The 25274-nt window shown below is 43.0% G+C and carries 19 protein-coding genes; 15 read left to right on the plus strand and 4 right to left on the minus strand.

Translation table 11 applies throughout. The annotated features are described in order from the left end of the window. Nucleotides 1–21 precede the first annotated feature (21 nt). On the minus strand, nt 22–903 hold the full coding sequence (locus FD723_RS01530) for an EboA family metabolite traffic protein (RefSeq protein ID WP_179063784.1): 882 nt from the start codon (nt 901–903) through the stop codon (nt 22–24). A 490-nt stretch (nt 904–1393) separates the two neighbouring features. Here FD723_RS01530 and FD723_RS01535 point away from each other — a divergent pair, with 490 nt between their 5' ends. Together FD723_RS01535 and FD723_RS01540 are read left to right on the plus strand one after the other, a co-directional pair. After that, a complete protein-coding gene (locus tag FD723_RS01535; RefSeq protein ID WP_179063785.1) occupies nt 1394–2596 on the plus strand; it encodes a 3-dehydroquinate synthase in 1203 nt (400 codons plus the stop codon). A gap of 179 nt (nt 2597–2775) precedes the next feature. Further along, nucleotides 2776–3027, plus strand: a complete 252-nt coding sequence (locus FD723_RS01540) for a Txe/YoeB family addiction module toxin (RefSeq protein ID WP_179063786.1) — start codon at nt 2776–2778, stop codon at nt 3025–3027. Between the two features lies 1 nt (nt 3028). Here the strand turns inward: FD723_RS01540 and FD723_RS01545 are convergent, their stop codons facing one another. Continuing rightward, nucleotides 3029–3727: a YdcF family protein gene (locus tag FD723_RS01545; protein WP_179063787.1), complete on the minus strand. Its 699-nt coding sequence runs from the start codon at nt 3725–3727 to the stop codon at nt 3029–3031. A 311-nt stretch (nt 3728–4038) separates the two neighbouring features. Between FD723_RS01545 and ctpB the strand changes: the two genes are divergently transcribed. Continuing rightward, the gene (gene ctpB / locus FD723_RS01550) at nt 4039–5379 is read left to right on the plus strand and encodes a carboxyl-terminal processing protease CtpB (RefSeq protein WP_179063788.1); all 1341 of its coding nucleotides are present in this window, start codon (nt 4039–4041) and stop codon (nt 5377–5379) included. Between the two features lie 202 nt (nt 5380–5581). Further along, a complete protein-coding gene (locus tag FD723_RS01555; protein ID WP_179063789.1) occupies nt 5582–6571 on the plus strand; it encodes a glycosyltransferase family 2 protein in 990 nt (329 codons plus the stop codon). A gap of 206 nt (nt 6572–6777) precedes the next feature. Here FD723_RS01555 and FD723_RS01560 read toward each other — a convergent pair whose 3' ends face one another. Beyond that, nucleotides 6778–7101, minus strand: a complete 324-nt coding sequence (locus FD723_RS01560; protein WP_218651831.1) for a hypothetical protein — start codon at nt 7099–7101, stop codon at nt 6778–6780. 350 nt (nt 7102–7451) lie between these two features. Here FD723_RS01560 and FD723_RS01565 point away from each other — a divergent pair, with 350 nt between their 5' ends. Together FD723_RS01565 and FD723_RS01570 are read left to right on the plus strand one after the other, a co-directional pair. Beyond that, the gene (locus FD723_RS01565) at nt 7452–8030 is read left to right on the plus strand and encodes a PadR family transcriptional regulator (protein WP_179063791.1); all 579 of its coding nucleotides are present in this window, start codon (nt 7452–7454) and stop codon (nt 8028–8030) included. A gap of 195 nt (nt 8031–8225) precedes the next feature. Further along, nucleotides 8226–8441 (plus strand): hypothetical protein, encoded by a 216-nt coding sequence (locus FD723_RS01570; RefSeq protein ID WP_179063792.1) that lies wholly within the window; start codon nt 8226–8228, stop codon nt 8439–8441. Between the two features lie 301 nt (nt 8442–8742). On the opposite strand, the gene FD723_RS01575 is transcribed toward FD723_RS01570, so the two are convergent. Beyond that, nucleotides 8743–10650 carry a heavy metal translocating P-type ATPase gene (locus FD723_RS01575; protein ID WP_179063793.1) on the minus strand — a complete coding sequence of 636 codons (1908 nt, stop codon included), beginning with the start codon at nt 10648–10650 and terminating at the stop codon, nt 8743–8745. A gap of 744 nt (nt 10651–11394) precedes the next feature. Here FD723_RS01575 and FD723_RS01580 point away from each other — a divergent pair. The 9 genes from FD723_RS01580 to FD723_RS01620 all read left to right on the plus strand — a co-directional run bounded on the left by FD723_RS01580 (nt 11395) and on the right by FD723_RS01620 (nt 25261). Continuing rightward, nucleotides 11395–12177: a glucose 1-dehydrogenase gene (locus tag FD723_RS01580; RefSeq protein ID WP_179063794.1), complete on the plus strand. Its 783-nt coding sequence runs from the start codon at nt 11395–11397 to the stop codon at nt 12175–12177. A gap of 157 nt (nt 12178–12334) precedes the next feature. Further along, nucleotides 12335–15007, plus strand: a complete 2673-nt coding sequence (locus tag FD723_RS01585; protein ID WP_179063795.1) for a glucosidase — start codon at nt 12335–12337, stop codon at nt 15005–15007. Next, entirely contained in the window at nt 14994–15818 is an 825-nt protein-coding gene (locus tag FD723_RS01590; RefSeq protein ID WP_179063796.1) for an MIP/aquaporin family protein, read from the plus strand. The genes FD723_RS01585 and FD723_RS01590 overlap by 14 nt, the downstream gene beginning before the upstream one ends. A 132-nt stretch (nt 15819–15950) precedes the next feature. Next, entirely contained in the window at nt 15951–17510 is a 1560-nt protein-coding gene (locus FD723_RS01595; protein WP_179063797.1) for a GMC oxidoreductase, read from the plus strand. 135 nt (nt 17511–17645) lie between these two features. Continuing rightward, nucleotides 17646–18887 carry a bifunctional ornithine acetyltransferase/N-acetylglutamate synthase gene (gene argJ, locus FD723_RS01600; RefSeq protein WP_179063798.1) on the plus strand — a complete coding sequence of 414 codons (1242 nt, stop codon included), beginning with the start codon at nt 17646–17648 and terminating at the stop codon, nt 18885–18887. A gap of 74 nt (nt 18888–18961) precedes the next feature. After that, on the plus strand, nt 18962–20143 hold the full coding sequence (locus FD723_RS01605) for a hypothetical protein (protein ID WP_256875015.1): 1182 nt from the start codon (nt 18962–18964) through the stop codon (nt 20141–20143). A 717-nt stretch (nt 20144–20860) separates the two neighbouring features. Next, entirely contained in the window at nt 20861–22243 is a 1383-nt protein-coding gene (locus tag FD723_RS01610) for a CmpA/NrtA family ABC transporter substrate-binding protein (RefSeq protein ID WP_179063799.1), read from the plus strand. Between the two features lie 82 nt (nt 22244–22325). Then, nucleotides 22326–23165, plus strand: a complete 840-nt coding sequence (ntrB, locus tag FD723_RS01615) for a nitrate ABC transporter permease (protein ID WP_179063800.1) — start codon at nt 22326–22328, stop codon at nt 23163–23165. A gap of 95 nt (nt 23166–23260) precedes the next feature. Next, the gene (locus FD723_RS01620) at nt 23261–25261 is read left to right on the plus strand and encodes a nitrate ABC transporter ATP-binding protein (RefSeq protein WP_179068986.1); all 2001 of its coding nucleotides are present in this window, start codon (nt 23261–23263) and stop codon (nt 25259–25261) included. Nucleotides 25262–25274 lie beyond the last annotated feature (13 nt).

Here is a 25274-nt window from a genome sequence, read left to right on the forward strand (position 1 = left end):
CCCCCTCATCCCCAGTCCCTTCTATTTGTAAACAAAGAGTCGCTCGCGGCTAAAACTGCTCCAAGTCAGATTACCTTGTTGAATGGATAACTGTAAATCTGGGTAATGAGAAAGTAATGCTTGTGCTTGGGGTAAAGGAGACTCAGCACAAGCTAATGCTGCTGCTTCTTGCTCGTCTATAGCCCCATTAGCCAGTACTTTTTCTAAATCTGTGATGATGGCGCTATCGGCAAACCGCCCTACAGGTCGCCAAAGTTCTGGTGTAACTGAGCGTTTAGCTGCCCAGCGTTCATGGGCATAGTCTGCCAGCATCTTTGCCAATTCTGGGTTAGCACGCTGATCTAGACCCCAAATTAGATGCAACGGACTGCCGACAAACACAGCCTTCAGCACCATCTGATTCCAAGCAGCATTATCTAAATAATTCGCAGGATAGGGATTGCGTAATGCTATGGCTTGAAATACATTACTCATATTGCTGCGAATTCCCTCAGCAGTACGGTGGCGATGTAATTCTGGATGCGGCAATAATGGCAAACTTTGATAAAGAACAACTAACTCCCCCATATCGGCAGTGGAGAAGAATTGATCGAGCGATCGCAAATACCCCTGAGTATCATCGTAGGGCAAAGCTAAAAGTAAGAGTGTGCGACCTGCTTGATCTACACTCCAATGACCAGGATACCAACCGGGAATGACATCTTGTGCTGCTTCTAAGTCCTGGAATGTTAGCTGCAAATCCTCTTTACCGAGATAGCGCGGTACAGCACTAAAAGCCGTAAAAAACACTCGTTCCGCAGCACCACTAGCAATCTGTGCCTGCTTCTGTTCCAGCCAAGCAAAAGCTTTTTCTGAAACAGAATTTAACAACCATTGATGCAGTAACTTGTTTACTTTACTCATGATAAATTCAGGAGAAGTTGCCCAACTTCTTTATGACAACTAAGTATAAAATCTACCACTAAACTTGATACTTTGGGATTGAAGTAATTAGCTCATATTCTACTGGGATTATAAATTCACTGAATCTATAAAAAACTTACGACTTTAAAGAAGATATTGTAAAGATATCATTTGAATTAGATGAACACTGAATTATCTTACGGAAAATATTTAGAATTTTATGTAACAATGATCTCTATTGCGATTACCAACATCAGATAAAATATAAAGCTCAGGTATTGATAAGAATTGTAACCTAATGCTATTTTGACTTTATCTACTAAGGTAAAACACTTCAAAGGTGTGGAATATTTTAGTGATTAAATTAGTGTAGTAAATCATTTAATTTAAGTATTTAATGGATTTATTATGTCCATTTTGCCGTAAACTTCAATTGTCTAATTGCAGCAATGCATCTATTTACAGTTATTTCAAACACAATAATATTCAAATGGCTATTCAACAAAAAACCGCTCTTAATCTGCAACCAATTAACCAATGTGTCCGTGTAACTTTCAATTATGATGTTCACTTCACTAAAGGTTTGTTTCAGTTAGATAATCCTTTACTTGCACAAGTTATTGCCGCAGATGGGGAAATAACCCCAAAGCAAGTGCTAGCAGTGGTAGATGGAGGATTTTTACAGTATCAGGATGGGTTACTAAAAAAATTATCAGCCTATGCCCAGCGTTATGAAGATGTGCTAACACTAAGCGGTGAACCGATAGTAGTGCCGGGTGGAGAAACAGTCAAGAACGATTCTCGATTTATAGAGCAAATTCATCAGCAAATCAATGCATCTGGATTGTGCCGTCACTCCTACGTATTAGCAATTGGAGGTGGAGCCGTCCTAGATATGGCAGGATACGCAGCAACAACGGCTCACCGAGGAATTCGACTGCTACGAGTACCAACAACAGTATTAGGGCAAAATGATTCGGGTGTAGGGGTAAAGAACGGAATCAATGCCTTCGGAAAGAAAAACTTTTTGGGTACATTCATGCCACCTTATGCTGTCTTGAATGACTTTGATTTTCTGACTAGCCTTGACGATCGAGATTGGCGATCGGGTATTGCAGAAGCGGTGAAAGTAGCGCTGATTAAAGATGCAGATTTCTTCGATTTCATTATGACTAATGCCGATAAATTGGCTAATCGAGACATGGACATAATGGAAAGGCTAATCTATCGCTGTTCTCAGTTGCACTTAGAGCATATTGCTGGTAGCGGCGATCCCTTTGAAATGGGTTCATCGCGTCCTTTAGATTTTGGACACTGGGCGGCTCACAAACTAGAGCATTTAACTAATTACAGCCTACGTCATGGTGAAGCTGTAGCGATCGGCATTGCTTTAGATACGACCTATTCATATTTAACAGGGCAACTCTTGCAATCAGAATGGCAAAGGGTTCTAACTACACTCAAGAAATTAGGCTTTACTTTGTACGCATCAGCACTGACAGAGCAATTAGATAAGCTAGACCATCCGCATTGTATATTTAGGGGGCTTACCGAGTTCCGTGAACACTTGGGAGGGCAATTAACCATTACCCTTCTACAAGGAATTGGAGAGGGAATAGAAGTTAACCACGTGGATTTGTTTTTGTATAAAGATGCTATCTTGATGCTGCAAAATTGGGAACTTTTGCATTAATTATCCCTAGCTTATTTTCTCAAAAGCAGCTTACAAAACCTTAGAGTTTGTTTGAAAAGTATTAGTTTTAGCCTTAAATGCGACTCAGAGAAGCGATCGCAATGTGATGAGGAGTTGGATTGGTGAGTCAACAAGCTTCTGAGGAGCCACTTGCAAACCCCTAAGGAGCGAGTTAGAGGTTGATTTACACAAAACAAGCGCAAAAAGACGCGAAGAAATTAGCTTCTAGTAACTTAAAGGAAAATGCCGAGGAATTACTCGCAGTCCTTAAAGAAAATCCTTTTCAAAATCCTCTACCTTATGAAAAGCTGGTTGGTGACTTATCAGGTGCTTATTCTCGGAGGATTAATATACAGCATCGGTTAGTATATGAGGTCATCGAATCCGAGCAAGTAGTCAAGATAATTCGTATGTGGACGCATTACGAGTAAGTTATCTCCTCAACCCACCTTGGTGTTCACAATGAAAACCTCGATTCTCCCAAGCTGGCATATCTACTTCGGTAAGTTTTGTGACATTTGAGCATTGCGGTTGAATAAATTGACTTAAAATCGCCCAAAATAAGCTGCGTGTTACATCTAACCCAGTTTTAAGCCAAGATTCATTATTACCAGGCACACCCGACTCCTGAACAATCTCTGACTCTACCCAAATACCATGAGCGCCCAAAAGAATCTGTGCGATCCATACGGCTCTAGGTAAATGACTCGGTGAGGTAATCAACATGACTTTATGCACTCCCCAATGTCGCAAAATTGGAATACCATAATAAAAATTTTCAAAGGTAGAATTCGCGCAGTTTTCTAACCAAACGTTTTGTAACTCTGCCAATTCCGCCTCAAAAATTAACCGTATACAGGGATCGGGGGAACCATGAGAAATTAAAATTGGGGTTTGTGGGTATTGTTTTGCTTGTTGGGCGACATAAGTCTCTCGACGAATACTGCCACCAAGCACAAAGAAGGCATCTACAGGCTGCAAGGAAGCAAAAACTAAGGTTATAGTAGTAAAAATCAGCCAAACACCCAAGATAACGTACAATCCGCTAGTTAGTTTTTGTAACAATTGCCACAGATTAGCCGATTTTTTTTTAATAGAAATTAATGATTTGATGGTAAATTTGCGTTTCATGACTTAGGTAAGAAAAGCTGATTTAATGGCTATATAACAGTGCTGCAATTCAGCGAGCAAAGTGCTATCTTATAAAAGTAATCGAGAATGCAAATATGACGCTAATCAAAGTGTCATAAGGTCAGTATCGACTTCCGGAGAAGGCTAACAAACTGAGAAATGATTGTTAATAACTAATGCGGTATTTTGGCATCATTTAACCATAAAAATGATGAAGGAGCATAGTTTATTTTGGGGTATAAAAACTTAAAAATTTCTGGAAAGCCTGATTGCTAAACTGTCAACAACACAATTATTCCAGCTAAGTATACATGAACCAATCTGCGAAAAGTTACTCACCGCTCCAAGTAGCCTTGATTGGTGGAGCGATCGCCACGACTGCTACGATGTCTGTATTCGGCCCTGCTTGGACTCGTGGTGTCCGTGCTGCTCTAGCCCTACAAGACAGCCCAAAAGTGATAGTTGACCAAGTTTGGCAACTGGTAAATCATGAATATGTTGATGGTAAATTTAATCAACAAGATTGGCAAGCAACCAGGCAAAGCCTGTTGAGCAAAGACTACTCTTCTCGCGAAGAAGCATACACCGCCATCCGCGAAGCATTACAAAAGTTGGGAGATCCTTATACTCGATTCATGGACCCCCAACAGTTTGAAGCCCTGACGAACCAAACATCTGGAGAAGTCTCTGGTATTGGCGTTCGGATGGAAGTGAACGAAAAAACTCAGCGGCTAACTGTTGTCGAAGCCATAGAAAATTCTCCAGCGCTGAAAGCTGGGATCAAAGCAGGCGATGAAATTTTGGCAATTGATGGCAAACCCACTCTCAAAATGAAAGTGGATGACGCCTCCAAGTTAATCCGTGGCAAAGCGGGTACTCCCATCAAAATACGACTGGGACGGACGGGCCAAAATGCCTTTGATTTGAAGCTAACAAGAGCAAGTATTGAAGTACCAACAGTACGCTATACCCTCAGACAAGAAGGGAATCGCCGCGTTGGCTATATTCGTTTGCGAGAATTTAGCGCCCACGCCGCAGACCAAATGCAACGAGCCATCCGCGATTTGAATACTAAGAAAGTTGATTCTTATGTCTTAGATTTGCGGGGAAATCCTGGCGGGTTATTGCAGGCAAGCATTGAAATTGCTCGGATGTGGTACGATAACGGCGGAATTGTCAAGACAGTAGACCGTGTGGGCAGCAGTGAAGAAACTAAAGCCAATCGCACTGCTTTGACAAATCGTCCTTTGGCGGTCTTGGTAGATGGTAATTCCGCTAGTGCTAGCGAAATCCTCACAGGGGCACTCAAGGATAACAAGCGGGCGGTAGTCGTTGGTGGTCAAACCTTTGGCAAAGCCTTAGTGCAGTCAGTTCATGAACTCGCAGATGGTTCCGGCTTGGCTGTCACCATTGCTCATTACTACACCCCTGCGGGAACGGATATTAACCATAAAGGGATTACGCCAGATATCAAGCTAGACTTGACAGAGGCACAAGAGCGTCAGTTGGCTTCTAATCCAGATTTAATCGGCACTAAGAGCGATCCGCAATATGCCCGGGCGATCGCAATTTTATCAAATAATAACTTTGCCCAGCCGCCGGCAAATCAACCTACTCAACCCATGAGTCGCGCTGGTGACTTGAAATTTTAGTTTCAATCCCTCACTAATTCTGACTCCTTCTAATTGTTCCAGGATTTGGATTTGGGCATACTAGTACCGCAAGGCGGAATTCAAAATTCAAAATTCAAAATTCAAAATGAATGCAGCGTAAGCGTTTCATCGATTTTGAATGGGTGGTTGATTTACGCCGTGTTGTACTAGCTAGTAACCCCATCTCCCAAATCTCAGATTTATGAATCATCAGTCAGTTGATGCAGCCACCGCCACCAGCTTTTTACCAATGGTGTCGGTGGTTGTTCCTATTTATAACGGTGAGGCGGATTTACCAGAGTTAATCAATTGTCTATTGTCTCAAACTTACCCAAAAGAACGGGTAGAGTACTTGTTGGTGGACAATAATAGTAGCGATCGCACTCTCACTATCCTCAAAACATCTGCCGAAAATTACCCAATTACAATTCACCCATTGAGTGAAAACCAAATTCAAAGCTCTTATGCTGCTCGAAATACTGGGATTCGCGCCGCTACGGGTGAAATTATCGTTTTTACCGATGCAGATTGTCGTCCACAACCACAATGGTTAGATACACTAATTAAACCTTTTATCAATAAAGAAGTGGTAATTGTTGCTGGTGAAATTGTGGCACTACCAGGCACAACACTACTAGAAAGACACGCAGAACTTCAGGAAACTCTATCGCAAAAGCACACTCTGAACCATTCCTTTCGTCCCTATGGTCAAACGGCTAATTTGGCGATTCGACGCATAGCCTTAGAAAAAGCTGGTTTATTTCGCCCTTATCTTACCACTGGTGGCGATGCCGATATTTGCTGGCGGATTTTAGGGGAAAACATCGGACGTTTGGAATTTGCTCCCGATGCGATCGTTCAGCACCGCCACCGCAATACACTCAAAGAATTGCAAAGTCAATGGCGGCGCTATGGACGCTCAAATCGCTATCTGCACGAACTACACGGTGTAGATTTGATGCGAGAGATGACACCCAAAGAATACGGCTATCGTTTGACACGTTGGTTATTGAAAGAAATACCAAGAGATATTAAAAAGGCGTTGGCGCAGCCCAACCCAGGCATCGCGGGTCAAGCCACCCTTGTAAACTTATTAAATACTCCCATTGGTTTGTTCACAGCTAGAGCGCGTACTGCTGGGCAAAGAGACGCCAAGCTACCAGAGAATGCCAAGATAATTGATCGACTATAACAATATTACTAGTACAACAATGCTTACAAGGGGCGGGGCTTGTACCAAGTGCATAAGTGCTGAGTAAGTAAAAAATACTCAGCACTTATGCATTTAGCACTGAGGTTGTCAAAGTATTAAGATTTGCTTGAGGACTGAATCCACATAATCCACACACTTATCTTAAGAGTTCTAATCCCTAGTCCCCAATCCCCAATCCCCAGTACCTAATCTGTGAGAAATCTGGATATCTCCGCATGTGCCAACACCGCACCAGGTTCGCGCTGGAGAGCGTTGTAATACTTTCTCTCGAAGGTATTGCCCGTTTCTAACGGCACAATCAATGTGCGGACATCAGCAATCAATTTTTGGAAATCGTCTAGCAATATTGGTTCATCTGCTTGGAGCATTTCATCAACTTGCACAACTATCTCAGAAATCTGATGTAGCCAAGCAAATTGTTCATGAGCGATAACTAGCTGAAGGAGTTCTCCACTTGATACTCGTCCACTAACCTGTTCGTAGGCAATGCGTTCTGTCTCCAGCAACATCTTGTGAAGGTGGAGTAGTTTGTTTCGTAAATCACGCAGATATTGATGTTGATGTATTCTTTGTAGAAGTGTGTTAGAAGTCAATTTTACCCATCCTCTCGTTACAATAGTCTTCAATGGCTTAAATAATTTCTCAACATTGGGCATTGGTAACTCTTCTCCATACGCCATGCCCTTGTGAGCGGAGTTTTTTACCTATTAGGTTTCCTTGCTAAGAAGCATTGTAATCAACATATCTTTTTATAGCCGTTATATCTTATATTAGATTAATCATATATTAGCATAAACTTATAAGAACTACATAGCGTAGAACTGAGCGAGAAAATATCAATTATGGGAAAACCGTCTTCATGTCGCTAGCAAATGTAATTCTAGGTCTTCTTCAGCAGCAAGAAATGACGGGCTACGACCTCAAAACGAGCTGCTTTGATCAATGCATTGCCCATTTATGGCCAGCAGATCAGGCACAAATTTACAGAACTCTCGATAAGCTAGTTGAGCAAGGCTGGATTACCTGTACTATTGAGATTCAGCACGATCGCCCCAACCGCAAAGTCTATAGTGTGACGGAGCCAGGAAAAGCTGAATTTAGCCGATGGCTGGGGATTCATCAGCCCTTACCAACTCTACGAGAACCTTTGCTAGTCCAGTTGCATTTTGCAGACCAGTTGTCGAATGAAACCATCATTCATCTACTTGAGCAACAATTAGCGGCTCGAAGCAAAAAGCTGGCTGAATGTGAAACCATCGATTTGCCATCACTTGATGATGAATCTGCCAATCGCGAACAGGTGATGCAAAGGCTGGTGCTGGAGTTGGTGATCCGAAGAGAAGAGACTTATATTGATTGGTTGAAGACAGCGATCAATGTTATCACTGACCAAAAGCCATTACCTTGCTCTACTACTAATCTGTCAAGTTTACATTGATGGGAAGCAAGTTATATTTTAGTTGATTAAAGCTGTTAGATTGGAACAAAAACTACCAGCTTTTTATACTGGTGGTTTGATTTTTAGAAATATATTACTTTTTTCTATTGGTTAGAATTACACTTTTTCAACTGTTATGACTCAAGCTAATTCTGAGGTAAAAGCAATATAAATCTCTATGTTTTTATCCAACAGTTGACTGCAACTCTCAAAAGTGGAACTGAAGAAGACATATTAAAACTAATGTATTTCTCTGACAAGACATTTGAAGGGTTTAATAACGCAGGTGCAGGCAATCTATTCAAGAAAATGCTCTTACTTCCATTTATTGGCTTTGAGGATAAAGACTTCCAAGTAACAATAAGTGAAGTTGAAGTTGAACTCTCAGAGTCAGATAGAGAGAGATTTTGAAAGACACATACTGACAAAGTACAGCTTGAATGTATTGCTAATCTAACCTATCAAGACGAATACAAAAATATTTCATCTTCTGCGCCTATTGGTAAAATTGGTGATACATATAAGCTAGTGTTCTTTTAGTTTGCAACATCTAGGTTCCAGATTTTAGAACTCGTTGGGATGACGCGGCAACGAGTTCGTCTATTCAACGTGAGATAGACGACAAAAACCTCTTTGCTACTGCTGTTGCCGCTCTCTAACAAAAACCTCATTCTTACTAAGAATAGCTTGACAAAGTACTACTTTTGTATTTTTATTTAAGCAATCTTAGTCCACTAAGGGTAACTAACACTGTGGAACCTTCATGGCCAATAACGCCGATGGGTAGGTTAATATTTCCTAGAAAGTTGCCGACTAAAAGCAACAGAATGAAACCCAACGCTACGACTATATTTTGTTTGACGATGAGTTGCGATCGCCTACCTAAATATATCGCTACAGCAATTTTTTCTAACTTGTCTGCCATCAGTACTATATCTGCGGTTTCCAGCGCCACATCGCTACCAGATATTCCCATCGCTATACCCACAGATGCTTGTGCTAAAGCTGGTGCATCATTAATTCCATCGCCCACCATTGCCACAGTTTGATATTGTTGCTGTAGACGGCGGATCACATCGAGCTTATCTTCTGGTAGAAGTTGGGCATATACCCGATCGATTCCGACGGCTTTGGCGACACTGTGAGCAGTTTCCTGATTATCCCCAGTTAACATGACAATTTGTTCAACTCCCAGTTTTTTTAACCGGGTAATGGTTGCGGCTGCTTGCGATCTGACTTGATCTGCGATCGCAATTACACCCATTACCTCTACTCCCCGTGCAACCCAAACGACAGTTTTACCTTCTTGCTCCCAAGATTGAGCGATTTCTCGCAATTCTTCAGGTAAATTTGTGACATACTGTTGCACAAAAACAGCATTTCCGACAACTATCTGTTGTTCTTGAGCAATTCCGACAATTCCTTGTCCAGGTATGGCTTGTACTTCGATTGCAGCAACCCAATTTAAATCACTAGCCGCCTGTACAATTGCCTTACCGATGGGATGTTCAGAAGATGATTCCACACTAGCAGCTGCTTTTAGTACATCAACTTGAGTGTATTCACTAACTGAAACTACCTGAAATACCTGCAACTGTCCTGTTGTGAGAGTACCAGTTTTATCAAATGCGATCGCACGGACTTGGCCAATCTTCTCCAACTGCGCCCCATTTTTAAACAAAATCCCCTGTCTTGCGCCATTGGCGATTCCCGAAAGCAGGGTGGGCATAATTGCAGCCATCAGCGCACAGGGAGAAGCCACCACCAGAAAAGTAAGAGCGCGATAAATTGTTGTTTCCCAATCCCAACCCCAAAGAAATGGCGGTAAAGTTGCCAGCAATATTCCGGCTACTACAATGATTTTTGCATATCCCTTTTCAAAGCGATCGATAAACTCTTGGGAAGGAGGTGCTTCTGTCTGCGCTTGTTCTACCAAGCGAATCACACGCTGAATCAAACTGCTTTGGGCTGGTTTGTGTACTTTAATCTGTAATGCACCATAGCCGTTAAGTGTACCGGCAAATACTTCTGCACCGACTGTTTTCTCTACAGGTAAAGACTCGCCTGTGATTGCAGCTTGATTGAGGGTGCTGTAACCAGATAAAATTATCCCATCAGTAGGAATTAGCTCTCCAGGTTTGACAACAATTTCATCACCCACTTTTAGCTGACTGATAGGAATTTCCTCTTCCCTTCCCTGAAGTAAAACTCTTGCTGTATCTGGTGTCAGGCTCATCAAACTTCTGATACTGCGTTCAGTTCGCTGCATTGCATAGCCTTCTAATGCGCCACTGATGGCAAATATCAAAATCAAAATTGCTCCATCAATAATTAGATGATATTCTCTTCGCCATAAGCCGAGGCTAGCAGCACCAATCGCGGCGACAATCATCAGCAAATCTACATCGAGTTCCTTTTCTTTAAAGAGGGTGGTTAATCCTTCCCGCGCACTTTCGTAACCACCAATTACATAAGCAGCAGGTAGCAGCAGGAATGCGAATCCTAACCATCCGAGATGCAAGGCGAACCATCCAAGAAATAACAATAAGCCACACAAAAGGGCGGCTACGGTATCTGCGTGTTCTCTAGTGAATTGGCCCAAACGTTGGGGGTAGAGCATGAGAGATGAATTAACAGGGACTCTCTTAGGCTAAACCTTGACATTGATGTTAATGTCAAGGTTAAACTGTATCTCCTGTGGCGCAGGCTTAAATTTATTGAGGAGTTCATTGTAAAAAACATATAAACCTTACAATTTTTAGTAATGACGGATATATCGACATAGGCGATGATGTTATTCATTAGAACAAATATACTAATTTTAGAGAAGCCTTAATTAATATTGCACCTCGCCGTGATAAATCTTACTACTGCCTAGTACAACACGGCGTAAATAAACACCCCTTAAAAATCGATGAAACGCTTACGCTGCCTTCATTTTGAATTTTGAATTTTGAATTCCACCTTGTGGTACGAGTGTGTTGACTCTGTGCCGAATGGCACTAAGAAAAGGCGAAAGGCTTGTGTCACCTCGTTCCCAGTCTGGAGACTGGGAATGTATTCTAAGAGGCTCTGGCTAGGCAGAGCCTCCCAGTAAGATTAGTAATAATACCAACCATAATTCGTGCCTTCTGCCACGGATTTTACGGTAATCTGGGATTTAGGGTGGGGTGATGCTGATCGTGATGGGAAGCCAGAGAACTGAATATCGCGTCTTGACAAGGGTTTCACGTTAAGTTGACACGTATGGTGCCCCTATGGGTATACCTCACGCTTGTCGGGAAACGCTATATCGGATGATCGTGAATTAACTAGACTTGATGTAACAGAGCGCTTTCAATACTAAAGTCATTGGAACAGGTATATGAAACTAAAAGATAAAATTGCACTGGTTACAGGGAGTAGTCAAGGGATAGGACAGGCGATCGCAATTCGTCTAGCACAGGAAGGAGCAAGTATTGTTATCAACTATCGCTCTCATCCAGAAGGTGCAGAAGAAACCTTGTCGAAGATAAAGTCTGCTGGTGGTCAGTGCCATATAGTAGACGGGTTTACAATTCAGGGAGATACAGGTAAGGTTGCCGATGTGCAGCGCATGATTGCAGACAGTATTTCCCACTTTGGCAAGCTAGATATTTTGGTTAACAATGCAGGAATAGAAAAAAACGCCGATTTTTGGGATGTGACTGAAGCCGATTACGATGCTGTGATGAATGTGAATCTCAAAGGAATATTCTTTGCCACACAAGCATTTGTGCAACACCTACTAGAAACAAAGCAACCTGGCAAGATTATTAATATTAGTTCTGTACACGAAGAATTACCCTTTCCGCACTTTGCTGCCTACTGTGCTAGCAAAGGTGGCTTGAAAATGCTCACCCGTAATTTAGCTGTGGAACTGGCTCCTCATGGCATTAATATTAATAATGTTGCGCCAGGGGCAATTGAAACCCCTATCAATACTAAACTTTTAAACGATCCACAGAAGTTAGGAGCGCTCCTGAAAAACATTCCCTTGGGACGATTAGGGCAACCAGGAGATGTTGCGTCTATAGTTGCATTTCTCGCATCTTCTGAATCAGATTATGTAACAGGTACAACATTTTTTGTTGACGGTGGGTTGCTCTGGAATTATCAAGAGCAATAGAGAGGCAGGGGGCAGGGAGCAGGGAGCAGAGGAGTGGAGTTCAAAGACTCATTAACGGAGTTAAAAGCCTCGTTCACGGAGCTAAAAGCCTCATTGCCAATGCCCAATGCCCCATACCCGTTTTGAATTTTGAATTTTGAATTCGGAGCGAAGCGACGTGACTCCAGAAGAAGTAAGATTGCAGGAAGATCAGGAACGTGTTGCCTACTGGAAACGCTGGGGGCCTTATCTCAGCGATCGCCAATGGGGAACGGTGCGAGAAGATTACAGCCGCGACGGTTCTGCTTGGGATTATTTTCCTCACGATCATGCCCGATCGCGTGTTTACCGTTGGGGTGAAGATGGCATTGCTGGTATTTCTGATAGTCGGCAACGTTTGTGTTTTGCGATCGCCCTTTGGAATGGCAACGATCCCATTCTCAAAGAACGATTGTTTGGACTAACCGGCACAGAAGGTAATCACGGTGAGGATGTTAAAGAGTATTACTTTTATCTTGACAATACGCCCACCCATTCCTACATGAAATGCTTGTACAAGTATCCCCAACAAGCATTTCCCTACGCGCAACTAGTAGAAGAAAATCGACGCAGAAGCAAATTTGAGCCGGAGTTTGAGCTACTTGATACGGGGATCTTTGCTGAGAACCGTTATTTTGATGTTTTTGTCGAGTATGCCAAAGCTGCACCGGAAGATATTTTAATTCAAATTGCGATCGCTAATCGCAGTTTAGAAGCCAGCACACTCCACCTACTGCCAACACTCTGGTTTCGGAATATCTGGGCTTGGAATCCCGAAATTGAGAAACCTTTTATGAAAGTGATTAGCTCAGATTCCAACTTCAGTTTAATTGAAGCCGAGAATTCTCACCTGGGAACTCGTTGGCTTTACTGCCAAGGAGATACAGAACTTCTGTTTACCGACAACGAAACCAATTACGAACGAATATTTGGTTACAACAATGACTCACCTTATGTCAAAGATGGCATTAATGAGTATGTGGTGAATGGGAAAACAGCAGCCGTCAATTCCAAACGTATAGGCACAAAGTTTGCTTCTCACTACAAATTAACCATCAATCCAGGTGAAACTAAAGTTGTGCTATTGCGGTTGAGTGATGTGCCAACACTGACAGATCCTTTTGGCAAAGATTTTGAAACAATTTTCCAGACACGCATTGCCGAAGCTGATGAATTTTATCAGGGCATTTGTCCCTTTCCCCTATCAGAAGATGAGCGCAATATTCAGCGCCAAGCCTTCGCCGGGTTGCTATGGAGCAAGCAGTATTATAACTATGTCGTTCATGACTGGCTCAAGGGCGATCGTCAACAACCGCCACCTCCATCTGAAAGAAAGACGGGACGGAACCATGAGTGGATTTCTCTATTTAGCGAAGATATCCTCTCGATGCCAGACAAATGGGAATACCCTTGGTTTGCTGCTTGGGATCTAGCCTTTCACCTGATTCCCCTAGCTGTCATTGATCCAAATTTTGCTAAGTTGCAGCTTGACCGCTTGACACGGGAATGGTATATGCAGCCCAATGGTCAATTACCTGCCTACGAATGGGCATTTGGTGATGTTAATCCACCTGTGCAGGCGTGGGCAGCTTTGCGGGTTTATCAAATCGAGCAGAAGTCCTGCAAAAAAGCCGATCGCGCTTTTCTAGAAAAGGTCTTTCACAAGCTGTTGCTGAATTTTACTTGGTGGGTAAATCGCAAAGATGTAGAAGGTAAGAACGTCTTTCAGGGCGGGTTTTTGGGACTGGACAACATAGGGGTATTTGACCGCAGCAAGGAACTACCCACAGGCGGACATCTCAATCAAGCAGATGGTACAAGCTGGATGGGAATGTACTGTTTAAATATGCTAGCGATCGCCCTGGAACTTGCCAAAGAAGATTCTACCTACGAAGACATTGCCAGTAAGTTCTTCGAGCATTTTCTCTACATTGCCGATGCTATTGACGGCATTGGGAATGCAGATATTTCGCTGTGGAATGAAGAAGACGGCTTTTACTACGATGCCCTGCATTTACCCGATGGACGGCAATTTCCTGTCAAAGTGCGCTCAATGGTTGGGTTAATTCCCCTCTACGCTGTCACAGTCTTGGAATTAGAAACCTTACAACGTTTTCCCGGCTTCAAGCGTCGGATGGAATGGTTCATTCGCAATCGCCCAGATTTAAAAAATAATGTCGCCTGTATGGAAACACCGGGGGTAGGTGCGAGAAGGCTATTAGCGATCGCTTACAAGACAAAGTTACAACGTATTCTGCAACGGATGCTGGATGAGAATGAATTCTTGAGTGATTACGGACTTCGCGCCATCTCCAAGCATCACCTCAAAGATCCTTATGTTTTACATTCAGGCGAACATGATTACTGCGTTCGTTACGAACCCGCCGAATCTACCACAGGTTTGTTTGGTGGTAACTCTAACTGGCGTGGTCCGATTTGGTTCCCGGTAAACTACTTAATTATTGAATCATTGTGGAGGTTTTATGATTACTTCGGAGATAGCTTGAAGGTGGAATATCCCACAGGTTCCGGGGAAGAAATGACATTAAAGGAAATAGCGATCGCCCTTTCTGATCGCTTAGTGGCGATTTTTGAGCAAGATCCTACCGGTCGTCGTCCAGTATATGGCGGTCTAGAAATATTTCAATCCGATCCCCATTGGCGCGACTATATTTTATTCCACGAATACTTTCACGGAGATAACGGGGCGGGTATTGGAGCTAGTCATCAAACAGGCTGGACAGGATTAGTCGCCGCGCTAATTCTCCAAAATGCTGAACACCGAGCGCAAGAGCAGTATGGAAACATTTAGAACGCATTTACCAGAATACTTAATGGAAGCAGCAGAACTGGGATTATTTCTGATTGCTGCGGGAGTATTTACCTGTGTGTTTCAGTATCCTGGTTCTCCGATTCATCAAGCAATTCCCAATGGCGATTTGCGTCGGTTTTTAATTGGTGTAGTTATGGGTTTGACAGCAATTACTCTGATTTATTCGCCTTGGGGCAAGCAATCCGGCGCACACATGAATCCTGCTGTCACGCTCACGTTCTATCGCCTGGGAAAAGTTAAACGTCAGGATGCTATTTTTTACATTCTGTTTCAGTGTTTGGGCGGATTGTTTGGGGTTTATTTGGTGGCATTATTGCTGGGTCAGGTGTTCACTAAAACGCCTGTGAACTATATCGTCACCGTCCCAGGAACATCAGGTTGGGTTGTGGCTTTATTGGGCGAATTAGTCATTGCATTTGTAATGATGATGACAGTTTTGCTAAGTAGTAACAACCAGAAACTCAATCGCTTTACAGGGCTATTTGCCGGATTTCTGGTAATGCTTTACGTTTTTTTTGAAGCTCCTCTATCTGGCTTTAGCATGAACCCTGCCCGCAGCCTTGCTTCTGCTTTACCTGCCCACATTTGGACAGCATTTTGGTTATATGTAATTGTGCCACCTGCGGGGATGTTTCTGGCATCAGGAGTATATCAATATCTATTTGGCAAACGCGCCGTCAAGTGTGCCAAATTGCATCACAACAATCACAAACGCTGTATTTTTCGCTGTGACTACAATCGTCACGGAAAAATCGATTTGAGCGACTCTCTGCCAATTCCCGGAGAATAATTGGTCACAATTATTCCTTGATTATCTGTAGAGTTAATCGAAAATCCAAAATCTGTCTTGAAAAGTTTGCTCAACGGGGGGAACCCCCGCACGCAACTTTTCGCAAAATCTAAAATCCAAAATTGTCTGACAATGAACACTCATTATGATGCAATTATCATTGGCACTGGGGCGGGTGGTGGCACTTTAGCCTATCATCTTGCACCCAGTGGCAAGAAAATTTTAATTTTGGAACGAGGTAAATTTTTACCGCGAGAAAAGGAAAACTGGAGTGCGCTGGAAGTTTACCAAAAAGAACGGTATCACACTCCAGAGCAGTGGTACGACGTAAACCATAAACCCTTCCGTCCAGCAACGAACTATTGGGTTGGTGGTAATACCAAAGTTTACGGTGCAGCTTTGTTGCGATTACGCGAACGTGATTTTGAGCAGGTGGAACACAAGGACGGTATTTCACCAGCATGGCCATTAAAATACCGCGACTTTGAACCATACTACACGCAAGCAGAGCAGCTTTATGATGTCCACGGTCAAGGGGGTATCGATCCCACTGAGGCAGCTAGGAGTTTACCTTATCCTTATCCTCCCGTACACCATGAACCCCGAATGCAGGAACTTGTTAACAGTCTGAGGGAAGCTGGTTTGCATCCCTTTAATCTGCCGTTGGGATTGAAACTGAATGAAGTAGATAAAAGCTTGGGGAACTGTATTCGTTGCGATACCTGCGATGGCTTTCCTTGTTTAACTCAAGGTAAAGCCGATGCTGAAGTTAACTGTATTCAACACATTCGCCATCATGAAAACATTACTTTACTGACTGAAGCCAAAGTCACACGGTTACATACAAGTCCCTCTGGTCGAGAAGTCACCCGCGTAGAGGCTGAGATTAACGGTGAAATTCAATTCTTTACAGGCGATATTGTTGTAGTTGCTTGCGGCGCGATTAACTCAGCAGCATTGTTATTGCGATCGCACAATGACCAACATCCCAACGGATTAGCAAACAGTTCCGATCGGGTGGGGCGCAACTTGATGAAGCATATTTCTATGGCAATGGTGCAACTAAATACAAAACTCAATCCATCTGTTTATCAAAAAACGATCGCCATTAGTGATTTTTATTGGGGCGAATCTGATTTTCCCTACCCAATGGGTTTGGTACAAAATACTGGCAACGTATTGGCAGATATGCTACCTGCCGAAGTTCCCGCACTGATGGCTCCACTATTAAGGCTGCGACCAGGAGCAGAACTGAAAACAGTTGCCGATCATACAGTTGGCTGGTGGTTGCAAACAGAAGACTTACCCGATCCTGAGAATCGTGTGCGGGTAGAAAAAGAGCGCCTTTACTTAAACTATAAACCCAACAATTTAGAAGCAAGCGATCGCCTAGCTAAACGCTGGGTAGCTGTTCTCAAGCAGGTCGATCGGGCAGAACACTGTATTCCATTTAGCCTCTATCCCCGCAACATGATGCCATTGCAATCAGTTGGTCATCAATGCGGTACTTGTCTTTTTGGAGAAGACCCAAAAACCTCCGTACTCGATCTTAATTGCCGTACTCATGACGTGGATAATCTCTATGTTGTCGATGGCAGCTTCTTTCCATCCAGTTCCGCCGTCAATCCCACGCTGACCATTATCGCTAATTCCTTGCGAGTTGGCGATCGTTTACTAGAGCGCTTGAATTAACAAGTAAAACGAGCAAGGTAGTTAACTTACTATTCCAGGAATTGTGTAAAATAATTCCAGTGAACTGATGCGATAGCCCTTCATTTGTATGGAGGGTTTTTAAATCTCTCAAACTTTCAATTACCCTGAAGAATAATGGCAGATTGGCAAGAAATAACAGGTGGCATCACAGCACCAAGAGGATATCAGGCGGCGGGAATTACCGCAGGGTTGAAACCTTCGGGGTTGCCAGATTTAGCTTTGATATTTTCAGAGGTGGAAGCGATCGCAGCAGGTGTATTCACCACTAGCCAAGTCAAAGCAGCCTGCGTAGACTATTGTCGCCAACGCTTGCAAGCTAAACAGAGCGCTCGTGCCATTCTCTGTAATGCTGGACAAGCAAATGCTGCTACAGGTAATCAAGGCTGGTTTGATGCTTTAGAGTCTGCAATGGCAATAGCCCAAGCCCTGAATATCTCATCTGAATCTGTGTTATTGGCTTCCACTGGTGTGATTGGTCAAAGAATTAAGATGGATGCTTTGCGAAGTGGGATTCCCAAGGTAGTAGCAGCACTCTCAGAAACAGGCTCAGATGCCGCCGCTGGGGCGATTATCACTACAGATTTGGTAACAAAATCCATTGCCCTAGAGACAACTATAGGCGACCGCCCGGTACGAATTGGCGGCATTGCCAAAGGTTCCGGCATGATTCACCCCAACATGGCAACCATGCTAGCATTTGTGACTTGTGATGCTGTGGTTTCGCCTCACCTTTGGCAACAGATGTTAGCCAGGGCAGCTGATAGAAGCTTTAATTCCATTACTGTGGATGGTGATACCAGCACCAACGACAGCTTAATTGCCTTGGCAAATGGTCAATCTCGCACCCCAGCAATTATAGAATGGGGCGCAGAAGCAGAGAAATTAGAGGCGATGTTAACAGCAGTTTGCCAGCATTTAGCCAAAGCGATCGCTCGTGATGGTGAAGGTGCAACCTGTCTCATTGAAGTGGAAGTGACTGGCGCTCATGACGAACTCTCAGCTAGGCAAATAGCCAAAACCATCGCTGGTTCATCCTTAGTTAAATCTGCAATCTTTGGACGCGATCCAAATTGGGGACGCATCGCCGCAGCCGCCGGACGTGCAGGTGTGCCCTTTGAACAAGAAAACCTGCAAATTAAGCTAGGGGATTTCTTAATGTTAGAAAATGGGCAACCCTTAACTTTTGATCGCGCAGCAGCGAGTGCTTATTTGAAAAAAGCATCAGTGGGTGCTTATCTCCAACAGGATACGGTGTTAATCTCCGTTAACGTCGGCAATGGTTATGGTGTAGGTAAAGCTTGGGGTTGTGATTTGAGTTATGACTACGTGAAGATTAACGCCGAATATACTACTTGAACTACTCCCAATTGTTTGCGTTGTAGAGACGCGATGAATCGCGTCTTTAGCCAAAGATGTTTTGCAATCATTAATTGAATTGGTATCAGAATAGTCTGACAGTTTCTCATGCTGTGGCTGGACGGGGAAAAATGCCTAAGAAGCATATAGAATTTAGAAGCAAGAGGTACTTCAAGCTCAGTTCACAAATTGCTCAGTTGGATAATGCACAATTGCGTTCTCTATTTGACAATAGTGAGTCGTATGAGTCGAGTACGGGTTGGGGGATGAATCACACCATCGTCCTTGGGGAATCCAAGGTTTTTGTGAAACGTGTTCCGGTTACAAACATCGAATATGACAACCTTTTCTCCACCAGAAACCTCTATGATCTGCCGACTTATTGTAATTACGGCTTCGGTTCCACTGGTTTTGGGGTCTTCCGGGAACTTGTTACCCATATCAAGACAACCAACTGGGTATTGTCGGGGGTAATTGCCACTTTCCCACTGATGTACCATTATCGGATTATTCCTTTCTCTGGGCGGCGGGCGGATGTAGATAGGTCGCGTCTAAAAGATTATGTGGAGTACTGGGGCAATAGTACCAACGCCGGGAATTATATGTTAGATAGAGCGATCGCCAACTATGAGTTGGTTCTGTTTCTAGAGTATATACCGCATGTTCTGGAAACATGGCTGCGGGAAAACCCTAACAAACTTCAAAAACCCCTAAATGACTTATGCACGACGATTACCTTTTTGAGGAGAAAGGGAATCATCCACTTTGACGCACATTTTCGCAATATCCTCACCGACGGTAAACAGATATATTTGACTGATTTTGGTTTGGTACTGGACAAGAGTTTTACGTTGACGAAAGATGAAAAGTTTTTCTTTAAGCAGAACGCATTTTATGACTACGGAGAAGTTCTGCGGAATCTTGGTCATCTGATTCAATCGCCGTATGATTTATGTTCGGAGAAAGATAAACGCCAGATTATGGAAAAATATGGTACAAAAGAAGGCTTAAAACCTTATGAACTGCGCTCTCTATTACTCGACAACATTGAGCAGATACATGCTGATGGAGTCATGAAGTTAGATAAGTTTTATGTTGCCAGCATCGTCAAGTACCGCAGCATCATTGCGATGATGCAAGACTTCTTTTCTGATATGTGGGAAAATAACAACAAGGACACTAAACTTCGTCACGCAGAACTACGGCTGCTGCTTAAAGAGACGGGGTTTATTAGTGGTGTTAAAAACGGCAGATAGTTGCGATCGCTGGATAATAAATATACCTATTTTGGGTATTTGCTTAGGTTTCCAACTTCCCCAGCCTTACCATCTCGCTCTCACCGCAGCGCGCTCCTAAATTATAGAGATAACATAATAGTTGTGATAAACAAAAACTTATATATGACAAATGACCACTAAAATTAAATTGCAAAAGAAGTGAAGATAGTCAACCATAAAGCAAACATAATAGTCTTCATAAATAAGAGTTTATATATTAGAAATTGTTCCTATAGTTAAGGAAAATAGATAAATTTTTACTTATACATTCAATCTAATATTTGTTTAATAATCCCGAATCAAAGTTAATAATTTCGGCTTCAAAGGCTGTAAACTGATTTCAACAAGGTGAATGACACCTCTGCATCAGATTAAAAAAGCAGAGTCAATAATTTAACCGAGTTCTTATATAGGTCAATACGGTTCGGTTAAGATCCCCCAGCCTACGGCGACCTCCTTAAAAAGGGGGTAAAAGAGGTTTATAAGCCCCCCTTAAAAAGGGGGTTAGGGGGATCTCCTGGGCAACATATCACTAATCGAACCGTATTGTTATACAGGTAGCTATTTCATTGATGAAATGGCTGCGATCGCTTGGTCAAATATAGCTTGATTAATCATTAATAATGCAAGAAACACAAGGTTTTTGCCTAATTTGTCATAGCTATAAAAATAACATTTACCTTTTCAGGAGACATTATGACAGAATTTTTTAATCAAATTTCTCGCCGCAAATTTATCTTCACAGCCGGAGCATCTGCGGGTACTATATTCCTCAAAGGCTGTTTGGGTAATCCTCCTGAAAATCTAACTGGGAGAAGCACTCAAGTAAAACCAACTGCTAAATCTGTTGTTAATATTAGTCCCGAACAAACACCAGAAACTACTACAGTTAAGTTGGGATATATTCCCATTGTAGAAGCGGCTCCTTTAATTATTGCTAAAGAAAAAGGCTTTTTTGCCAAGTATGGGATGAAGAATGTTGACCTTTCCAAACAAGCTTCTTGGGGTGCAGCCAGAGACAATGTAGAAATTGGTTCTGCCGGTGGTGGGATAGATGGCGGTCAATGGCAGATGCCAATGCCACATTTAATTACAGAAGGTTTAATTACCAAGGGCAATCAAAAAATTCCCATGTATGTATTATGTCAGTTAATTACACATGGAAATGGAATTGCGATCGCCAGCAAGCACCAAGGCAAAGGTATTAGTTTACAACTCGCCAGCGCTAAGTCTTTATTTAAGGAATTAAAATCCTCAACACCCTTCACAGCTGCATTCACTTTTCCCCACGTCAACCAAGATTTGTGGATTCGCTACTGGTTAGCAGCAGGCGGCTTAGACCCAGATGCCGATGTCAAATTACTCACAGTACCGGCGGCGCAAACTGTCGCCAACATGAAAACCGGAACAATGGATGCCTTTAGTACAGGCGACCCTTGGCCTTATCGTCTTGTTCAAGACAAAATCGGCTACTTAGCAGCATTGACCGCAGAAATTTGGAAAAATCATCCTGAAGAATATCTTGCCATAAGAGGCGATTGGGTTGATAAAAATCCCAAAGCTACTAAAGCAATTTTAAAAGGAATTATGGAAGCTCAACAGTGGCTAGATAATTTTGATAACCGCAAAGAAGCGGCTGAAATTTTGGCTGGACGAAATTATTTCAATCTTCCTTCACCGGAAATACTAGCCGATCCATACCAAGGCAAATATGACATGGGTGATGGTCGCAAAATTGATGATAAATCAATGGCTGCTTACTACTGGAAAGATGAAAAAGGTAATGTTTCTTATCCCTATAAGAGTCACGATTTATGGTTCATAGTTGAAAACGTTCGCTGGGGATTCTTACCAAAAGATTACATTGACAATAATGCTGCTAAGGCTAAGGAACTTGTCAACAAAGTCAACCGCGAAGATATTTGGAAAGAAGCTGCCAAAGAAGCTGGAATAGCTACTGCTGATATTCCTACAAATACATCCCGTGGTGTAGAACAGTTCTTTGATGGCATCAAATTTGACCCCGAAAAACCAGAAGAATATTTGAAGAGTTTGAAAATCAAAAAAGTCAGTATTTAGAGGCACGATTAATCTCTTGTAGAGACGCGATTCATCGCGTCTATGACAAATAAAAAATAAAATTTGAGGAGAATACAGCATTATGACACTTGCCCAAAAACGCCCTGCAAGTCCTAGATTTAGTAATAGCTTTATAGCCAGTCTACAAAAGCAATTTCCTGACCTGATACCACCTGCGATCGCGATCGCCATCTTCCTGATTATCTGGCAACTCTTCGCCTGGACTCCCGGCGCTACATTACCAGGGCCAATACAAGTTATTCAAGACACTTGGGTGCTGATTTTCTGGCCATTTTATGACCGAGGTGGCATTGATAAAGGTCTGTTTTGGCAGATTCTCGCTAGTCTGCAACGGGTTGCTATCAGTTATACCCTAGCTGCGATCGTTGGTATTGCTTTAGGCATTTTGATTGGGGTGAATAGAACCATGTCCAAAGCATTAGACCCCATCTTTCAGCTACTGCGGACAGTACCACCTCTAGCTTGGGTTCCAATTTCTTTAGCAGCTTTACGACAAAACGAACCCGCTGCCTTATTCGTAATTTTCATCACCGCCATTTGGCCCATCTTAATTAACACTGCTGTCGGTGTTACCCAAATTCCCCAAGATTACAATAACGTCGCCAAAGTTCTCCAACTTAGCCGCAAAGAATATTTCACTAACATTTTGATTCCTGCGGCATTACCCTATATCTTTACTGGTTTGAGAATTGCGATCGGTTTAGCTTGGTTAGCAATTATCGCCGCCGAAATCGTCATGTCCGGTATTGTCGGCATTGGCTTTTTTATCTGGGACGCTTATCAAAATAACAACGTCAGCGAAGTGATTTTAGCTCTAGTTTATATCGGCATTGTCGGCTTAGTGCTAGATAAAGCAATGGCTTGGCTGCAAAACAAGATTTTACCAGCAGAACAAAAATAGTGAATGGGGAATGGGAACTAAGAAAAATTTTTCCAATCCTTAATCCCCAATCATCTCTAATCTTCAATGCCCAAATACCAAATACCAAATATCCTATGTTTGTAGCTGTTGACCAAATTGAAAAAGTTTTTGAATTAACTGGTGGTGGCAAATATATCGCCCTTAAAGGAATCGATCTCCAAATTAAAAAAGGAGAATTTGTCTCTCTTATTGGTCACTCCGGTTGCGGTAAATCCACACTCTTAAATATGATTGCGGGTTTGGATTTGCCAACTGAGGGTATTGTCACTCTTGAAGGACAAAGAATCACCAAACCTGGCCCAGACAGAATGGTGGTTTTCCAAAATTATTCCTTATTACCTTGGCGGACGGTAAGAGAAAATATTGCCCTCGCCGTTGACTCAGTAATGAAAGGTATACCCGCAGCCGAACGCAACGCCATTATCGAAAAACATATAAATATGGTGGGTTTGCGTCCCCATGCTGATAAACAGCCGGGAATGTTATCAGGTGGACAAAAGCAACGAGTTGCGATCGCCCGCGCCTTAGCAATTCGTCCCAAATTACTCTTGCTAGATGAACCCTTTGGTGCATTGGATGCACTCACACGCGGCAATTTGCAAGAACAACTGATGCAAATCTGCGAAGAAAATCAAGTCACTGCGGTGATGGTGACACATGATGTCGATGAAGCGGTGCTGTTATCTGACAGAATCGTGATGCTGACCAACGGCCCCGAATCTAAAATCGGTGACATTTTAGAAGTGGATATTCCTAGACCCCGCAAGCGCATGGAAGTAGTAGAACATCCCAGCTACTACAGCTTGCGGAGTGAGATGATTTACTTCCTCAATCAGCAAAAACGGATTAAGAAAATTCGGGCGCGAAAAACTGCCGACGTTGCCCGTCATGGGTTGGAAAAAGTTAACCTAGAAATTGGCTTTTTACCGCTTACCGCTTGCGCCCCTTTGGCAGTTGCTAAAGAAAAAGGCTTTTTTGTCAAGCATGGTTTAGATGAAGTTAACCTCGTGCGCGAAAGCAACTGGCGGGGTATCGTCGATGGCATAAGTGGCGGTTATTTGGATGCGGCTCAAATGCCTTCAGGGATGCCGATGTGGTTAACTTTGGGAGGACATAATAACCAACCTCTGCCCGTTGTCACCGCCCTCACCATGACTCGCAACGGTAACGCTATCACCTTGGCAAAACACTTTTATGACCAAGGGGTGCAAACCTTATCAGATTTCAAAAGATATCTGCTTCGCACCCGCGAACAACGGCACACAATGGGGGTAGTGCATCCCGCTTCTATGCACAACTTGCTGCTACGTTACTGGTTAGCAGCTGGAGGAATTGACCCCGACACTGATGTAGACATGAAGACCATTCCCCCAGCGCAAATGGTAGCCGACTTAAAAGCCGGAAGTATTGATGGTTACTGCGTAGGTGAACCTTGGAACTACCGCGCCGCTGTGGAAAATGTCGGTTTTACCATTGCTACCGACTTAGAAGTTTGGTTCGGGCATCCCGGAAAAGTTCTTGGTGTGCGCGAAGATTGGGCAGAAAATTATCCCAATACGCATATTGCTTTGACGAAAGCTTTGCTAGAAGCTTGTCAGTATTGTGCAAATCCCGATAATGCCCAAGAGATTCGGCAAATTTTAGCAGGGCGAGATTACGTCAGCACTGATTTAGAATACATTCAACTCGAAGATCCAGATAGTCTCACTTGTGACTTAGACCATCCGTTGCAAGACTATGCCCATCACCAGTTTTATTCTGAGTCTGCCATTAACCGCCCCAGTCGCACCGAACAAATTTGGATTATGAGTCAATTGGCGCGTTGGGGTGATACTCCCTTCCCCAGAAATTGGGTAGAAGTTGTTGAACGGGTTTGTCGAGTGCGTGTTTTCAGCACCGCCGCACGAGAATTAGGTTTGGATATTAGCTATATTCGCCAACCGATCAAACTGTTCGATGGTACTCCCTTTAACGCCGACGATCCGATCGCTTATCTCAACAGCTTAAAAATTAAATGTGATTTTTCAGTCGCGGAAGTTGTTCTTGATGCACCAAGAAGGAGACTCGCGTCATAAAAAAATCGTGAGA

It is taken from the genome of Nostoc sp. C052 (assembly GCF_013393905.1).
GTDB lineage: Bacteria > Cyanobacteriota > Cyanobacteriia > Cyanobacteriales > Nostocaceae > Nostoc.

Coding starts and splice junctions, on each gene's coding strand:
- FD723_RS01530 (WP_179063784.1), bottom strand. CDS start 903: ATGAGTAAAGTAAACAAGTTACTGCATCAATGGTTGTTAAATTCTGTT.
- FD723_RS01535 (WP_179063785.1), top strand. CDS start 1,394: ATGGCTATTCAACAAAAAACCGCTCTTAATCTGCAACCAATTAACCAA.
- FD723_RS01545 (WP_179063787.1), bottom strand. CDS start 3,727: ATGAAACGCAAATTTACCATCAAATCATTAATTTCTATTAAAAAAAAA.
- ctpB (WP_179063788.1), top strand. CDS start 4,039: ATGAACCAATCTGCGAAAAGTTACTCACCGCTCCAAGTAGCCTTGATT.
- FD723_RS01555 (WP_179063789.1), top strand. CDS start 5,582: ATGAATCATCAGTCAGTTGATGCAGCCACCGCCACCAGCTTTTTACCA.
- FD723_RS01560 (WP_218651831.1), bottom strand. CDS start 7,101: ATGTTGCTGGAGACAGAACGCATTGCCTACGAACAGGTTAGTGGACGA.
- FD723_RS01565 (WP_179063791.1), top strand. CDS start 7,452: ATGTCGCTAGCAAATGTAATTCTAGGTCTTCTTCAGCAGCAAGAAATG.
- FD723_RS01575 (WP_179063793.1), bottom strand. CDS start 10,650: ATGCTCTACCCCCAACGTTTGGGCCAATTCACTAGAGAACACGCAGAT.
- FD723_RS01580 (WP_179063794.1), top strand. CDS start 11,395: ATGAAACTAAAAGATAAAATTGCACTGGTTACAGGGAGTAGTCAAGGG.
- FD723_RS01590 (WP_179063796.1), top strand. CDS start 14,994: ATGGAAACATTTAGAACGCATTTACCAGAATACTTAATGGAAGCAGCA.
- FD723_RS01595 (WP_179063797.1), top strand. CDS start 15,951: ATGAACACTCATTATGATGCAATTATCATTGGCACTGGGGCGGGTGGT.
- argJ (WP_179063798.1), top strand. CDS start 17,646: ATGGCAGATTGGCAAGAAATAACAGGTGGCATCACAGCACCAAGAGGA.
- FD723_RS01610 (WP_179063799.1), top strand. CDS start 20,861: ATGACAGAATTTTTTAATCAAATTTCTCGCCGCAAATTTATCTTCACA.
- ntrB (WP_179063800.1), top strand. CDS start 22,326: ATGACACTTGCCCAAAAACGCCCTGCAAGTCCTAGATTTAGTAATAGC.
- FD723_RS01620 (WP_179068986.1), top strand. CDS start 23,261: ATGTTTGTAGCTGTTGACCAAATTGAAAAAGTTTTTGAATTAACTGGT.